This window comes from Corynebacterium sp. 51B (assembly GCF_008930785.1).
Lineage (GTDB): Bacteria > Actinomycetota > Actinomycetes > Mycobacteriales > Mycobacteriaceae > Corynebacterium > Corynebacterium megadyptis.
Genome location: NZ_PQMK01000001.1, coordinates 399689 through 413803, shown reverse-complemented (window position 1 = coordinate 413803; position 14115 = coordinate 399689). Strand labels below are relative to the sequence as shown.

Genomic DNA, 14115 nt, shown 5'->3' with positions numbered 1-14115 from the left:
TATCTTTCTTCTTTTCCTGCCGAGTGCTCGATTGGGAATCACACTAGGGACGCATCCCCGCCACAACGAGGCGATGCTCCCTGTACCCCTGAATCGACACCTGAAGGCAGAATTCGATGACACTAGCTACGTCTAGCGACGGCTCCTTACACCCACATCAGCGCTCGCCGCGGCCCGGCCCGGCCTCCTCCACACACAACGCGCGGATCGGCCGCACCGGAGAAGAGCACGCCGCACGTCTCTATGAATCCACCGGTGCCCGCGTGATGGCCCGCAACGTGCGCTACCGATGCGGCGAGATCGATCTGATCGTGGAGGATCTCGACGGCACCATCGTGTTTGTGGAGGTCAAAACCCGCACCAGTACTCAGTACGGTGGGGCGGAGGCCGTGACCGCTCGCAAATTACACCGCATGCAGCGCGCGGCGCTGCGCTGGCTTGAGCGCAAACCCTATACCCCGATTCGCTTCGATGTCGTGCTCATCAGCCCCGCGGGCGTGGAATTGTTCAGCGGGGTGGACCATGGCGCTCGCTAAGACAATCTCCGCCGCCCTCGATGGCGTCACCGCCTTTAGCGTGACGGTGGAAGCCCACATCGGCCCCGGTCTGCCGCGCACAGACATAGTGGGTCTGGGCGATGCGGCCATTAACGAGGCCCGCGACCGCATCCGCACCGCCGTGAAAAACAGCGATCTGCCTTGGCCCAAGACACGGATTATCGTTAATCTCTCGCCGGCGAATGTGCGCAAGTCCGGCGCCCAATGCGATCTCGCCCTCGCCATGGCGATACTGGGGGCGCGCACTGCCACGCCACTGGAACACACTATGTTCCTCGGCGAGCTCGGCCTCGATGGCCAGCTCAAACCCTGCCGCGGCATCCTTCCCATGCTGCGCGCAGCCGCCGAGGCAGAGGTGAAAACGGTGGTCATTCCCCGCGCCCACGCCCAGGAGGCCGAACTCATCGATACCCCCACGGTGCTAGTGGCCGATACCCTCCGCGAGGTCTATGACTGGATCACTGGTGGCGGCGGGCTCGAGCGGATAAGCCCCACCGAGCACACCGCACAGCCGAGCCGCTCCGCGGTCGATCTTGCAGATATCGCCGGCCAAAAGGAAGCGAAACACGCCGTCGAGGTGGCCGCCGCTGGGGGACACCACATCTTTTTCGTGGGGCCAGCCGGCTCCGGCAAATCCATGCTGGCCGCAGCGCTGCCCTCCATCCTGCCGCCGCTGAACCGCCATCAACAGATTGAAACCACGGCCGCGCATTCTGTCTCCACCCACGGCTGCGAGGACATCATCACCCGGCCGCCGCTGATCGCCCCGCACCACAGCGTCAGCAGCGCCGGGTTGATCGGCGGCGGTTCCGGGAAGGTGAAACTTGGTGCCATCTCCTTAAGCCATAACGGTGTGCTCTTTCTCGATGAGGCCAATGCGATCGCCGCATCCGTGCTGGATAGTCTCCGCGTGCCGCTGGAAAACGGCGCCGTGGTGCTCAACCGCAGCGACAAGGTCGTCACTCTGCCCGCCAGGTTCCAGCTCGTCCTTGCCGCCAATCCCTGCGCCTGCGGGGCGGATAGCGATTCCTCGTGTACCTGCAGCGGTGCCGCCCGCGCCCGGTATCTGAACAATATTTCCGGCCCTATCCGCGATCGCATCGACGTGATCGCCCGCACCCACCGGGTGGGTGGGGTGCTCAGCGATAACAATTCCGAAAGCTCCGATATCGTGCGCCAGCGCGTCGCCGCCGCGCGGGAGATCGCGGCCCGGCGCTGGGCCCCAGTGAACCCGCACGGGTGCACAAATGCTGTGATTCCCGCGCCGCTGCTGCGACGACACTATGCCGCGGATGAAGAAGCCATGGCCTATGTGGGGGCCTTTTTGAGTGCGGGGGAGATCTCCCAACGCGGGGTGGACAAGGCCCTGCGGTTGGCGTGGACGCTCCGAGACCTCGACGAGGCCAGACACGGCGCGGCCGCGCGGCCCACCCTCGACCACATGGCCCGCGCCCTCGAACTGCGCACCGAGGAAGGAAAACTGCAGCGATGACAAACTCCGAACGCCTCCACACCTGGGTGTATCTCAACTACGTTCTCGAAGGCCCCTCCCGGGTGCTGCACGCGCTGCTCACAGCAGGGCACAGCCCAGAAAAAATAGCGGCCGGAATTCGCCACGGGGAGCAGTGGGTGGGTGAGCTCTCCCGCAGCGCCGAGCGGCGCGCACACTTTTGTGAAGAACAGGCACTACTGCGGCAGGCTGAGCAGCTGCAGACCCGCTTTATCTGCCCCGATGATCCGGAGTGGCCCCGGGAACAACTCGATCGCGCATTCGGCTTCGCCGCCTCTGGCACCTCGGAGCATCTGCGAAGCTATGCGGCCGATGCTGTCGCACCCCATGGCCTATGGGTGCGCGGCGGCGATCTCTCTGCGGCGGTGGCGCGCTCGGTGGCGATCGTTGGTACCCGCGCTATGAGCTCCTATGGGCAGCGCGCGAGCGAAGAGATCAGCCGCCAGTTAGCCGAGCAACACTGGACCATCATTTCCGGCGCCGCGCTGGGGGTAGACACTGCCGCTCATACCGCGGCCCTCGACGCTGGGGGATGCACCGTCGCCGTCGGCGCCCACGGGGCGGGACGCTGCTATCCGGCGAAAAACACGGCCCTTATCGAGCGCATAGTGCGCTCCGGCGGCTGCTGGGTGAGCGAATACCCGCCGCTCACCCCGCCGGCGCGGCATCGCTTCCTCACCCGCAATCGACTGGTGGCAGCGCTCAGCGCAGGCACTGTGGTGGTCGAAGCCGGCTGGCGTTCTGGCGCGCTGAATACGCTGGCTTGGGCGCAAGGGCTCGGCGCTGTCGCCATGGCGGTGCCCGGCCCCATCACTGGGGCGGGCTCCCTTGGTTGCCACGACAAGATCAAGCGCGGCGATGCGCAATTGGTTGTCAGTGCGGCCGACATCATGGGGCTGGTGGGCAGGATCGGGGAGGTCGACGTGGATGGGCAGTGCGAACTGGCCTTTCCCAGCGACCCAATCCAGCAACTCAGCCGCAATGAACTCAAGGTCTATGACAGCCTGCCCTGCCGCAGCGATCAGAGCCGCACGGCAGCCCAGGTGGCGGAGAGTGCTGGGCTCAGTGTGGCGCTGACAGTGCATCTTTTGGTGGAGTTGCAGCGCCGCGGACTCGCCCATAGAGACGGCGTGAACTGGGCAAAGAGGATTTCCGGAAAAATAAAATAAAAAAGTTTTACCCAAGGGGTTGCGCATTAGGTATGCCTTAACTTACGATACAAGGGCAGCCTAAGTTAGAAGTTAGCGGGTTCGGGCTGACTCCCGCTAATAGCTAAGCTGTGCACTATGGGTGAACATCAGCGCTCAGCGGAGACGTCGAATACTCCTGTCGCGACGTCTCCGCTGGCGTGTTCTCATACTATGACTCCAGCATTCACTGTCGCTCTTGACGACTACTGCGATCACCTCTCCTATGTCGGTGATCGATCTCCCGCCACCGTCCGTGGCTATCGCTCCGATCTTGTGGGGTATCTTTCTCGACTACGCACGTGGTCAGACTTTAGTCTCAGCACCATGCGGCTATGGCTGGCCGAGGCGCTCGAGCAAGGACTCTCGCGGGCAAGCATGGCCCGCCGCACCGCCGCACTGCGCTCCTTTTCTACCTGGGCCTACAAGGCTGGCTATATCTCGACGGATGTGGGCCATAAGCTCCACACCCCGAAACCGGGGCGTCATTTACCCACCGTCGCCAGCGTTGCCCAAGCCGAGGAGCTATTGAGCGACTTGCCCACCGACACCCCGGTGCAGCTGCGCGATAGGGCGCTGCTGGAGCTGCTCTATGCCTCCGGTATGCGCGTGGCCGAGCTGTGCGCGCTCGATAGAGAGAATCTGGATATCCCGGCGGGAAAGGCCACGGTGACGGGTAAGGGCAATAAGCAGCGGGTGGTGCCCTTTGGGGCGCCCGCGCGCCGCGCGCTCCGCGAGTGGCTGGAGCGGGGTCGCCCGCAGCTCGCCCAGTCTAAGGAGACGGCACTCTTTGTGGGCGTGCGCGGCAGGCGCATCGATCAGCGCCAAGTGCGGCGCGTCGTCGAAGCGCTCACCCTCGAGGCCGGTCTGGCGCCGCTCAGTCCGCACGAGATTAGGCACAGCGCCGCCACCCACATGCTCGATGGGGGAGCGGACTTAAGAGAAGTACAGGAACTACTGGGGCACGCCTCCCTGCAGACCACGCAGATCTATACCCACGTCTCCACGGCGCGATTGCACGAGGCCTTCCGCCACGCCCATCCGCGCGCGGACTAATCAAGAGCCCGCCCCGCGAATGGGTTTGAGCCGGATCGTAGGCCGGGAGAGGAGACTTAAAGGATTGATGTACTCGCCATCGCGGCGTGCACCCCACTGCAGTCCCGGATAGTGGGTGGTGGGGGCGGCGAGTCTGCCGATAATCTCCCCAGCGCGCACCCGATCATCGCGCCGTACCGTGTAGTGCACGGGCTGATAGGTGGTGCGCACCCCATCTGGATGATCGATCGAGACAGTGGGAGTGCGGGCCACCACCCCGGCGAATGCCACCACGCCCTCATCGGCGGCCCGGACTGCCGCGCCGATATCGGCAGCCAGATCCACCCCGCGATGGCCCGGGAGCCAATTCTGGGCGGGCTTCGCAAAGGGCCGAATCACGCGCGAGGCGTGGGCTAGGCCCGTAGTGGGGTCCACATAGGCCACGGCCACCGGTGCGGTGACGACCTGCAGCGTGATCACAGCCAGAACAACAAGAAAACGAGTCATGCTCACGAGGGTGGGGGATTCGCCCGAGAGATTCCCTCTATCGCCTCTCGAATGGGCGCGATCTGTGCATGGTGGTGCGCATGTGACGATTTCGCCGCTGAGCTGTGCACACGCATGATTGCGGCAAAGAAAGACGGAATTGCTCCCACGCACATCGTGGGCTAATGTTTAGCTAGCAGTGTGTCCATCGGCTGTGTATGCACCGACGGGCCTACTGACTACGCGCGGTCGCGTGTGCCCTTGCCTTAAAGGGTGCCGCCACAGCTGCATGGTCCCCACGCCGTGAGGTGCGGGGTGCAGTGAGGCGAAAAGTGGCCGCTAGGGTGCAGGATAAAAACCTGCACAATTGACACTAACCGAATCTAGATTTTCCCAGAAAAGGAGCATTCCCATGGCAGTTGTAACCATGCGCGAGCTTCTCGATGCTGGTGTGCACTTTGGCCACCAGACTCGTCGTTGGAACCCGAAGATGCGTCGCTTCATCTTCACCGAGCGCAACGGCATCTACATCATCGACCTGCAGCAGACCCTGACCTACATTGACGAGGCTTTCGAGTTCGTCAAGGAGACTGTGGCTCACGGCGGCAGCATTCTGTTCGTCGGTACAAAGAAGCAGGCCCAGGAGGCTGTGCAGAACGAGGCCGAGCGCGTTGGCATGCCCTACGTCAACCACCGCTGGTTGGGCGGTATGCTCACCAACTTCCAGACCGTGTCCAAGCGTCTGCACCGCATGAAGGAACTGCAGGCCATGGACCAGGCCGAGGACGGCTACAAGGGCCGCGGCAAGCGCGAGATCCTGATGCTCACCCGTGAGCGTCAGAAGCTGGAGCGCGTGCTCACCGGTATCGCCGACATGAAGAAGATCCCTTCTGCCATGTGGGTTGTAGACACCAACAAGGAGCACATCGCCGTTGCTGAGGCGAAGAAGCTCAACATCCCGGTCGTTGCCATCCTGGACACCAACTGCGATCCCGATGAGGTCCAGTTCCCGGTTCCGGGTAACGATGACGCCATCCGCTCCATCAACGTTCTTACCAAGATCGTGGCCGAGGCCGTGATCGCTGGTAAGCAGGCACGCGAAGAGCGCGAGCTCGCCGCAGCCAAGGAAGCCGCTGGGGACAAGGACGCTGCCCCCAAGGCTGAGGCCGGCGAAGAGGTTGCACCGAAGGTTGAGGCATCCGAGGCTGCTGAGGCAGCTGCCGATGCATCGGCTGAAGAGAAGTAACTTCACCGAGCTCACACTCACACAGAGCCCTCACTCGCACTGCGATACAACTTCACTGTCGTTGGTTGTGCGGTGGGGGCTGTGTTATTCGCCCTGAATAACACCACATCATTCGCAGTGCGTATCGACGCCCACTTCACTTCACTGCAGAGCGGCATGCTCTCATCTAGGGTTAGTGGGCGATGGCCCGTGAATACTGCGGGACCACAACGCACGTGTTGTGGACAACTAAACATCCAACAAAACCAAGGAGGATCGTCACGTATGGCGAACTACAGCGCCGCTGACGTTAAGAAGCTCCGCGAGCTCACCGGCTCCGGAATGATGGACTGCAAGAAGGCTCTTTCTGAGACCGATGGCGACTTCGACAAGGCTGTCGAGCTGCTGCGCATTAAGGGTGCTAAGGACGTGGGCAAGCGCGCCGAGCGCACCGCCGCCGAGGGCCTGATTGCCGTCTCCGGTTCCACGATGATCGAGGTCAACTCTGAGACCGACTTCGTGGCCAAGAACGCCGAGTTCAAGGAATTCGCAGCCAAGGTGGCTGACGCCGCTGCCGCTGTGAAGGCTAACTCCGCCGAGGAGCTCAACAACGCACCGCTGGACGGCTCCACCGCCGGCGAGGCTATCCAGGAGCTCTCCGCCAAGATCGGTGAGAAGCTGCTGCTGTCCAGCGCTGTCACCCTCGAGGGCGAGAACATCGCCGTCTACAAGCACCAGCGTGCAGCCGACCTGCCGCCGGCAGTGGGCGTGTTGGTGGCTTATACCGGCGAGGGCGAGGCTGCCGAGCAGGCCGCTCACGCCGCCGCTATGCAGGTTGCCGCCATGAAGGCGCAGTACCTCAACCGCGACGAGGTCCCCGCCGACATCGTCGAGTCCGAGCGTGCTACCCAGGAGAAGATCACCCGCGAAGAGGGCAAGCCGGAGCAGGCTATCGCCAAGATCGTGGAGGGTCGTATGAACGGCTTCTACAAGGACGTCGTCCTGGAGGACCAGGCTTCTGTTTCTGATAACAAGAAGACCGTCAAGCAGGTCATGGACGAGGCAGGCGTGAAGCTCACCGGCTTCGCTCGCCTCGAGGTTGGCCAGCACTCCTCTTAATCTCTAGGCGCTGAGCGCCGAGTAGACCTGCATCCCGTAGCCACGGGGTGCAGGTTTTTCTTGTCCTTAGAGCAGGAAGAGCGAGGGTGGCGTCGATAAGCCGAGTGCGGGGAGCATGTTATTGGGCCGGCGGGTAGAATACGCAAACGAACCAACCGCGTCGACGAAAGGTGACAACTATGGCCGAGGGTGCCACTCGTGAGGGATATAAGCGCGTCATGCTGAAGCTCGGGGGTGAAATGTTCGGCGGTGGCACTGTGGGCATCGATCCCGATGTGGTGGAAAACGTGGCGCAGCAGATCGCGAGTGTCGCCCGCGAGGGGGCGGAGGTTGCCGTGGTCATCGGCGGCGGCAACTTCTTCCGTGGCGCCCAGCTGCAACAGCGCGGTCTGGACCGCAACCGCTCGGACTATATGGGCATGCTCGGCACCGTGATGAACTGCCTCGCCCTGCAGGACTTCCTGGAGCGCGCCGGCATCGACTGCCGTGTGCAAACCTCCATCAACATGGCGCAGGTGGCCGAGCCCTACCTGCCGCTGCGCGCTAAGCGCCACCTGGACAAGGGCCGTGTGGTGATCTTCGGCGCCGGCATGGGTCTGCCGTACTTCTCCACCGACACCACCGCCGCGCAACGAGCCCTGGAGATCGACTGCGAGGTGCTGCTCATGGCCAAGGCCGTGGACGGAGTGTACTCGGATGATCCCCGCACCAACCCCGACGCCGAACTCTTTACTCAGATCACCCCGCGCGAAGTGATCGAGCGTGGCCTGAAGGTGGCCGATGCCACCGCGTTTAGCCTGTGTATGGACAACAACATGCCGATTCTCGTGTTCAATCTGCTGCAGGAGGGCAATATCGCCCGCGCCATCAAGGGCGAGTCCATCGGAACTCTCGTCCAATCCTGATAGATTGGGACGATGAACCTGTGAGAAGCAGACCGTCTCAGGTGCCGCGGCGTCGGGGCCGGTCTGTTGCTCGCTTGAATGAACGCCCACCGCGCGCTCGTCCGCGCACCCACATATAGAGAAGTGAGAACTACACCATGAGTGAGATGATCGAGGAGATCCTCTTCGACGCCGAAGGCCGTATGGAGCAGTCCGTGGAGTTTGTCCGCGAGGACCTCACCACTATCCGCACCGGTCGCGCGAACCCCGCAATGTTCAACGGCGTGATGGCCGAGTATTACGGGGCGATGACCCCCATTACCCAGATGGCTACCATTTCCGTTCCGGAGCCGCGCATGCTGCTGATCAAGCCCTATGAGCAGAGCCTGATGAGCGAGATCGAAAACGCCATCCGCAACTCCGATCTGGGCGTAAACCCCACCAACGACGGCCAGGTGCTGCGCGTGACCATTCCGCAGCTGACCGAGGAGCGCCGCCGCGACATGGTGAAGTTGGCTAAATCCAAGGGCGAGGACGCCAAGATCGCCATCCGCAATATCCGCCGCGATGGCAATCAGCACCTGAAGAAGATTCAAAAAGATGGCGACGCCGGCGAGGATGAAGTGAAATCCGCGGAGCAGCAGCTGGATAAGATCACCCAGAAGCACGTGGCCAAGGTGGACGGGCACGTCGAGCGCAAGGAAAGCGAGTTGATGGAGGTTTAGGCCTTCACCTCGCAGGACAATCCAGAGGGCACCCCGAATCGCTTTATCGCCGAGTCGCCGCCACGGTAAGAGGCCAATGCAGCGCCGGTGTGTCCTCCTGTTGAGCGTTGCGACCCTACCGGCGGGTAGTGCGTGGCGCTCAGCGCGTTAACTGCACACTTTGGAGGGGCAGTGGAAGAGAAGAACCGGGGCGAGCTGATCAAAAATCCCCTTGGTCTCAGCGGGGAGCACCTGCCGAAGCCGAAAAACAAGGCGGGCCGTGACCTCAAAACCGCCATCGGTGTGGGAGTGGGCCTCGGTGCTCTCGTGCTCGCCTGCATCTTCCTCATCCCCTATGGCTGGTATCCGCTCGTGGCGCTCGCCGTCGCCGGCGGCACTTGGGAGGTGGTGCACCGCCTCCGCGAGCACGGCTATGTGGTCCCGCACTGGGTGCTGATCATCGGCGGCCAAGGCATGGTCTGGCTGTCTTGGCCCTTCGGGGTAGACGGGATGGCTGCCGCCTATGTCACCACGGTGCTCGCGCTGATGTTTGGCCGGCTTTTTCACCGTGGCCGCCGCACCGCCCCCCAGAACTATCTCCGGGATATGAGCATGGGCATTTTCGTGCTCACCTGGATCCCCATGTTCGGCACCTTCGCCGCGCTCATCTCCAGACTCAACGATGGGCCAGCGGACCCCAAGTGGTACGTGGTTACCTTCATGCTGTGCGTGGTCGCCTCCGATGTCGGTGGTTTCGCCGCCGGCGTATTTTTCGGCTCGCATCCCATGGCGCCGGCGGTGAGCCCCAAGAAGTCCTGGGAAGGCTTCGCCGGCTCGATCGTCCTCGGCACGATCACCGGTGCACTCTGTGTCACCCTGCTGCTCTCCGGTTCAATCTGGGCCGGCATTCTCTTAGGCCTTGGCCTCGTTATCTGCGCCACGCTTGGTGATCTCGTCGAATCCCAATTCAAACGCGAACTCGGCATCAAGGATATGTCTACGCTTCTGCCCGGCCATGGGGGACTGATGGATCGCCTCGACGGCATGCTGCCTGCAGCCATGGTGACATGGCTGGTGCTCTCCACCGTCGCGGTAGAAGCCGCAGTGGTCTAATACCGAAGCGCAGACACCACCGCTGCGGGGCCGCTGCACGTGTGTGTGATGGTCGTCGATAGAGGTGAAGATAAAGCGGTTTAGCAGCGGCGACTATGCTGAAGCATCATGATGGCACATAACTCTATAGATGCAGTAGCGCCTGCGGAGGAGCACGTCGCCACCCCGCATAAGTGGCGCGCACTCATCATCCTCGCAGTGGGGCTGGCGCTGATCGTGCTCGATGGCACCATCGTGGGTGTATCCATGCCCACGATTATTCGCGAACTCAACCTTGATCTCTCGGAAGCCCAGTGGGTCAGCAGCGTCTACTCGGTGGTATTCGCCGCCTTGCTGCTCGCCGCCGGACGCCTCGGCGACCGCTACGGCCGGCGTAAGTTTTTCCTCGCCGGGCTGTGTATCTTCGCAAGCGGCTCGATCCTAGCCGCACTCTCCAGCTCCGTGTCCACACTGATTGTGGCCCGCGTGGTGCAAGGCGTGGGTGGAGCCTGCATTCTGCCATCGACGCTATCCACCACTAACGCCATGTTCCGCGGCAAGGATCGCGCGGCAGCCTTCGGCGTGTGGGGCGCGGTGATGAGCGGCGCCGCCGCACTCGGCCCGCTGCTCGGCGGTGTCATCACCGAATACGCCGGCTGGGAATGGATCTTTTGGGTCAACGTTCCTCTGGCCCTCGGCCTCGTCGGCGCAGCACTCGCGTGGGTGCCCGATACCTCCGCCGAGCCCATCGGCAGTGCGCAGCACTCTGCGGGCGAGAGAGACGTTCTCGGATTTAGCCTCTCCGCGATCGGCTTCGGCACGCTCGTCTTCGGCATCATTGAAGGCCCCAAACTGGGCTGGTGGACAGCAATCTCGGACTTTCACCTCGGCTCCGCACAGTGGCCCCAGCACTGGCCCTCTGCCGCTGGCATCGCGCTGGTGATTGCCGCGGTGTCCTTGAGCGGCTTCGTCGCCACCGAGTTGCGCCGTGCCCGCAGCCAGCAGTCGGTCTTGCTGGATCTCGGCATGTTCCGCTATCCCACCTTCACCTGGGGCAACCTCACCGCCTTGATGGTGGCGGTAGGCGAGTTCGCGCTCGTCTTCGTGCTGCCGCTCTACCTTGTGTCCTCGGCGGGACTGTCTGCCCTAGCTACGGGGCTCGTGCTGGCCGCGATGGCGATAGGTGCCTTCCTCTCTGGTGCCGCAGCCCGCCATCTGGCAGCCAGAATCGGCGCTCCGGGTGTGGTGCTCGTGGGCTTGGGGCTTGAGGTTTTCGGCACGCTACAGCTCGCTGCCGAGGAACGGGTAGGACAGCCCTTGTGGCTCGTGGTCTTCGCTCTGGTGGTCTATGGCATTGGCCTCGGCCTCGCCTCGGCGCAGCTCACCTCGCTGGTACTCGGCGATATCCCCGTTGCCCAATCCGGCCAAGCATCCGCCACCCAGTCCACCGTGCGCCAGATCGGCTCAGCCCTAGGTGCCGCCATGGCCGGTGCCACCCTCTCTGCCGCCCTCGCATGGAAGTCCGCAGACTTCGTCGGCAGCCAAGCGCAGCTAGCCGAGGCCATGCGCAGCTCCGCCGGTGGAACATTGGTCGGCCTGCGCCAGCAGGGCGCACCCGAGGAGGTGATTGCGCCTCTGGCGCGCGTCTTCGCCGAGGCCACCAAGGTATCGCTCTACGCGGCCGTGCTGTGTCTGGTCATTGGTCTGCTCGGGGCGCTGATGGTGCGCCGTTCCACCAAGAAGCGTCCCTAAAACCTAGCGTTCTACCGCCCGCCGCAAGGCACGGACAGAAGTAAACAGCGGGGCGCCCTCAAACGTGAGAGCGCCCCGCTGGCAATTAAAACGACGGGTAGTTATTGGCGGGCCTTTTTTACCTGGCGCCGCAGCTCAAACATTCGCACGATGCCGGCTAGGGCCATAATGAGCGCCCCGGCGATCGCGGCGAGCAAGAAGCCCACGCCGGCGGGGAACTCAAAGGTCCACGCGAAGAGATGCAGTTCCACCGCCTGCTGGTTCTGCATGATGAACACCAGCAAGAGGATGAGCAGCAAAGCACCGATAATCAGCGCCGCCCACGTAGAAGAGGCGAGAGTGCGGTTGAGCTTGGCCGGCTTCTTCTCCGCGGCCGCGGAGCTATCCGCCTCGCTGTGCTGCTCCGGCGCGCTATCCTCGCGGCGGGCTGGAGTAGCGGAGCTCTCGGCGCGCTCGGCTACGGCGTCGTGGGCGCGGGTGGGGTGGGAGGAGCCGACGATCGAGTCGTCATTAATACGCGGGTGCGGCTCGGAGCTGGGATTGGGCTCAGCGGGGGTGGTCACGGATGTCTCCTCGTGCGGGGTGTACAGATCGTGCAGGTGGAAAGAGAGAATAAATCTCTAGGAAGTCTCAAACACCGTCAGTATAGTGGATTTCCTCGGGCCTCCTTCCTCGTGAGACAATGGGGCCTACTATGTCTGAACCCGTTCGCCTCCAGTTCAAAGCCCCGCAGCGCGGCATGCCGCCGCTGCACTTCGCCGATCTCGATCCCGAGGAGCGCATCTCCGCTGTTACTGAGCTGGGGTTGCCGAAGTTCCGCGTCAACCAGATTGCCCGTCACTACTATGGGCGGCTCGAAGCCGACCCGCTGACGATGACCGACCTGCCCGAGTCCGCTCGGCAGAAGGTCAAGGACGCACTCTTTCCCGAGCTGATGTCCAAGGTGCGCGTCACCGAAGCCGATGCGGGCGCTACCCAAAAAACTCTGTGGCGGCTCAATGATGGCACGCTGCTGGAGTCGGTGCTCATGCGCTATCCAGACCGCGCCACCCTGTGCATCTCCTCCCAAGCCGGATGCGGAATGGCGTGCCCTTTCTGCGCCACCGGCCAAGGCGGATTGGATCGCAATCTTTCCATTGGTGAGATCGTGGATCAGGTGCGTCGGGCGGCGGCCACCATGCAGCAGGAGGGTGGCCGCCTGACCAATGTAGTGTTCATGGGTATGGGCGAGCCGCTGGCCAATTACAAGCGCGTATTGAGCGCGGTCAAGCAGATCACCCGCCCGGCGCCGGAAGGTTTCGGTATCTCCATGCGCAATGTCACCGTCTCCACCGTGGGCTTGGCGCCGGCGATCCGGAAATTGGCTGATGAAAATCTCAGCGTCACCCTCGCGCTGAGTTTGCACACCCCAGATGATGAACTGCGCGATAGCTTGGTGCCGGTGAATAATCGCTGGTCCGTGGCCGAGGTGCTCGACGCCGCCCGCTACTATGCGGACGCGACCGGCCGCCGTGTGTCCATCGAGTACGCCTTGATCCGCGATATCAATGATCAAGACTTCCGTGCGGATATGCTGGGCAAGAAGCTGCACCAGGCCTTGGGCTCGCGCGTGCATGTGAACCTCATCCCCTTGAACCCCACCCCAGGATCCAAGTGGGATGCCGCACCCAAACAGCGCCAGGATGAGTTCGTGCGCCGCGTGATCGCCCAAGGCGTGCCCTGCACGGTGCGCGATACCCGCGGTCAAGACATTGCCGCCGCCTGCGGTCAGCTCGCCGCGGAGGAGCGGGCCAGCTAGCTCACGCGTCAGCTAGCTCACGGACCAGCAATGCAATAATCCCCCATGCACCTGCTGGGTGCCTGGGGGATTATGTGTGCTGTGTGAAGGAGGGATTCCTTAGACCAGCAATCTGAACAGCGCTGTGCTTACTTCTCCACAGCAGTGCGGTTCGGGACGGTCGTGGGATCGATGTTGAGCGCACGCAGCTCGGAGTCGCTCAGCTCGGCGTACTTGCCCGTCATGGCGTGCTGCTGGTAGGTCCACACCGGCTCCTGGTGGCCCTCCGGCTTGTTGTGGGCGGTCACGGTGCGCACCTGGTTGAGCTTGGGAGCGAAGAGCTGAAGGAGCAGCGCGATAGCCACCAGCGCGGCGAGTACGAGCAGCCAAATGGTCTCCACGTGGCCCTTGTGGTTACCGAAGTTGTAGCCGAGGAGGAAGAACACGGAGACCCAGCCAGCAATCTGGGTGGGGATCAAACCGAGATCGTGCCAGCCCCACTTCGCCGAGGGCTCGTCGAGGGTGCTTACGCCGTTGTAGACTTCCGGCTCGATGTGGTGGGAAGCGCCAGACACAGTCTTTTCTCCTTCTTAATAAACGCTTAAAGTTCTCCGTCTATCTTTGCACATTCTTAGGTTTCATGGAAGTTGTTTTGCTCGCTCCGTGTCGCAACAGCGGCCCGTCCCCAGCCGTGCTTTTCGCGCTAGCCTCACACGGGGGATAGGCGGCGGGCCGCGGCGCGCAGAGCTTCTTGGTAGTGTCCGCAGCCGCGCTTGTGGTGCGAGTG

General features: G+C 62.9%; 14 protein-coding genes. 11 read left to right on the top strand and 3 right to left on the bottom strand.

Annotated elements, in window-relative coordinates; genetic code table 11:
* The first annotated feature begins 116 nt into the window (after positions 1-116).
* From GBB14_RS01830 to GBB14_RS01815, 4 genes are all read left to right on the top strand, one after another.
* A complete protein-coding gene (locus GBB14_RS01830) occupies positions 117-536 on the top strand; it encodes a YraN family protein (protein ID WP_151528525.1) in 420 nt (139 codons plus the stop codon).
* Positions 523-2049, top strand: a complete 1527-nt coding sequence (locus GBB14_RS01825; protein WP_151528526.1) for a YifB family Mg chelatase-like AAA ATPase — start codon at positions 523-525, stop codon at positions 2047-2049. The genes GBB14_RS01830 and GBB14_RS01825 overlap by 14 nt, the downstream gene beginning before the upstream one ends.
* The gene (gene dprA / locus GBB14_RS01820) at positions 2046-3236 is read left to right on the top strand and encodes a DNA-processing protein DprA (RefSeq protein WP_151528527.1); all 1191 of its coding nucleotides are present in this window, start codon (positions 2046-2048) and stop codon (positions 3234-3236) included. Before GBB14_RS01825 ends, dprA begins: the two co-directional genes overlap by 4 nt.
* A 192-nt stretch (positions 3237-3428) precedes the next feature.
* Positions 3429-4310 carry a tyrosine recombinase XerC gene (locus tag GBB14_RS01815; protein ID WP_151528528.1) on the top strand — a complete coding sequence of 294 codons (882 nt, stop codon included), beginning with the start codon at positions 3429-3431 and terminating at the stop codon, positions 4308-4310.
* Here the strand turns inward: GBB14_RS01815 and GBB14_RS01810 are convergent, their stop codons facing one another.
* Positions 4311-4796, bottom strand: coding sequence for a M23 family metallopeptidase (locus GBB14_RS01810; RefSeq protein WP_151528529.1), 486 nt, complete (start codon positions 4794-4796; stop codon positions 4311-4313).
* A gap of 391 nt (positions 4797-5187) precedes the next feature.
* Between GBB14_RS01810 and rpsB the strand changes: the two genes are divergently transcribed.
* The 6 genes from rpsB (at position 5188) to GBB14_RS01780 (ending at position 11551) form a co-directional block, all read left to right on the top strand.
* Positions 5188-6021 carry a 30S ribosomal protein S2 gene (rpsB, locus tag GBB14_RS01805; protein ID WP_151528530.1) on the top strand — a complete coding sequence of 278 codons (834 nt, stop codon included), beginning with the start codon at positions 5188-5190 and terminating at the stop codon, positions 6019-6021.
* A 264-nt stretch (positions 6022-6285) separates the two neighbouring features.
* Positions 6286-7119, top strand: coding sequence for a translation elongation factor Ts (gene tsf, locus GBB14_RS01800; RefSeq protein ID WP_151528531.1), 834 nt, complete (start codon positions 6286-6288; stop codon positions 7117-7119).
* Between the two features lie 179 nt (positions 7120-7298).
* The gene (gene pyrH, locus GBB14_RS01795; RefSeq protein WP_192796087.1) at positions 7299-8024 is read left to right on the top strand and encodes a UMP kinase; all 726 of its coding nucleotides are present in this window, start codon (positions 7299-7301) and stop codon (positions 8022-8024) included.
* A gap of 146 nt (positions 8025-8170) precedes the next feature.
* A complete protein-coding gene (gene frr, locus GBB14_RS01790; RefSeq protein WP_151528853.1) occupies positions 8171-8728 on the top strand; it encodes a ribosome recycling factor in 558 nt (185 codons plus the stop codon).
* A gap of 171 nt (positions 8729-8899) precedes the next feature.
* Positions 8900-9820, top strand: coding sequence for a phosphatidate cytidylyltransferase (locus GBB14_RS01785; protein ID WP_151528533.1), 921 nt, complete (start codon positions 8900-8902; stop codon positions 9818-9820).
* 108 nt (positions 9821-9928) lie between these two features.
* Entirely contained in the window at positions 9929-11551 is a 1623-nt protein-coding gene (locus GBB14_RS01780; RefSeq protein WP_342447784.1) for an MFS transporter, read from the top strand.
* Between the two features lie 101 nt (positions 11552-11652).
* Here the strand turns inward: GBB14_RS01780 and GBB14_RS01775 are convergent, their stop codons facing one another.
* Complete coding sequence (locus GBB14_RS01775) at positions 11653-12114, bottom strand: lipopolysaccharide assembly LapA domain-containing protein (RefSeq protein ID WP_225976575.1); 462 nt, start codon at positions 12112-12114, stop codon at positions 11653-11655.
* A 131-nt stretch (positions 12115-12245) separates the two neighbouring features.
* On the opposite strand from GBB14_RS01775, the gene rlmN reads away from it, so the two are divergent.
* Positions 12246-13349 carry a 23S rRNA (adenine(2503)-C(2))-methyltransferase RlmN gene (rlmN, locus tag GBB14_RS01770; protein ID WP_151528534.1) on the top strand — a complete coding sequence of 368 codons (1104 nt, stop codon included), beginning with the start codon at positions 12246-12248 and terminating at the stop codon, positions 13347-13349.
* 128 nt (positions 13350-13477) lie between these two features.
* Here the strand turns inward: rlmN and GBB14_RS01765 are convergent, their stop codons facing one another.
* Positions 13478-13903, bottom strand: a complete 426-nt coding sequence (locus tag GBB14_RS01765) for a DUF2631 domain-containing protein (protein ID WP_151528535.1) — start codon at positions 13901-13903, stop codon at positions 13478-13480.
* Positions 13904-14115 lie beyond the last annotated feature (212 nt).

What these genes read in the sequence shown, in the direction of transcription:
- GBB14_RS01780 (WP_342447784.1), top strand. Translation starts at nt 9,929, where the DNA reads ATGATGGCACATAACTCTATAGATGCAGTAGCGCCTGCGGAGGAGCAC.
- GBB14_RS01815 (WP_151528528.1), top strand. Translation starts at nt 3,429, where the DNA reads ATGACTCCAGCATTCACTGTCGCTCTTGACGACTACTGCGATCACCTC.
- GBB14_RS01825 (WP_151528526.1), top strand. Translation starts at nt 523, where the DNA reads ATGGCGCTCGCTAAGACAATCTCCGCCGCCCTCGATGGCGTCACCGCC.
- rpsB (WP_151528530.1), top strand. Translation starts at nt 5,188, where the DNA reads ATGGCAGTTGTAACCATGCGCGAGCTTCTCGATGCTGGTGTGCACTTT.
- frr (WP_151528853.1), top strand. Translation starts at nt 8,171, where the DNA reads ATGATCGAGGAGATCCTCTTCGACGCCGAAGGCCGTATGGAGCAGTCC.
- GBB14_RS01830 (WP_151528525.1), top strand. Translation starts at nt 117, where the DNA reads ATGACACTAGCTACGTCTAGCGACGGCTCCTTACACCCACATCAGCGC.
- pyrH (WP_192796087.1), top strand. Translation starts at nt 7,299, where the DNA reads ATGGCCGAGGGTGCCACTCGTGAGGGATATAAGCGCGTCATGCTGAAG.
- rlmN (WP_151528534.1), top strand. Translation starts at nt 12,246, where the DNA reads ATGTCTGAACCCGTTCGCCTCCAGTTCAAAGCCCCGCAGCGCGGCATG.
- tsf (WP_151528531.1), top strand. Translation starts at nt 6,286, where the DNA reads ATGGCGAACTACAGCGCCGCTGACGTTAAGAAGCTCCGCGAGCTCACC.
- dprA (WP_151528527.1), top strand. Translation starts at nt 2,046, where the DNA reads ATGACAAACTCCGAACGCCTCCACACCTGGGTGTATCTCAACTACGTT.
- GBB14_RS01810 (WP_151528529.1), bottom strand. Translation starts at nt 4,796, where the DNA reads ATGACTCGTTTTCTTGTTGTTCTGGCTGTGATCACGCTGCAGGTCGTC.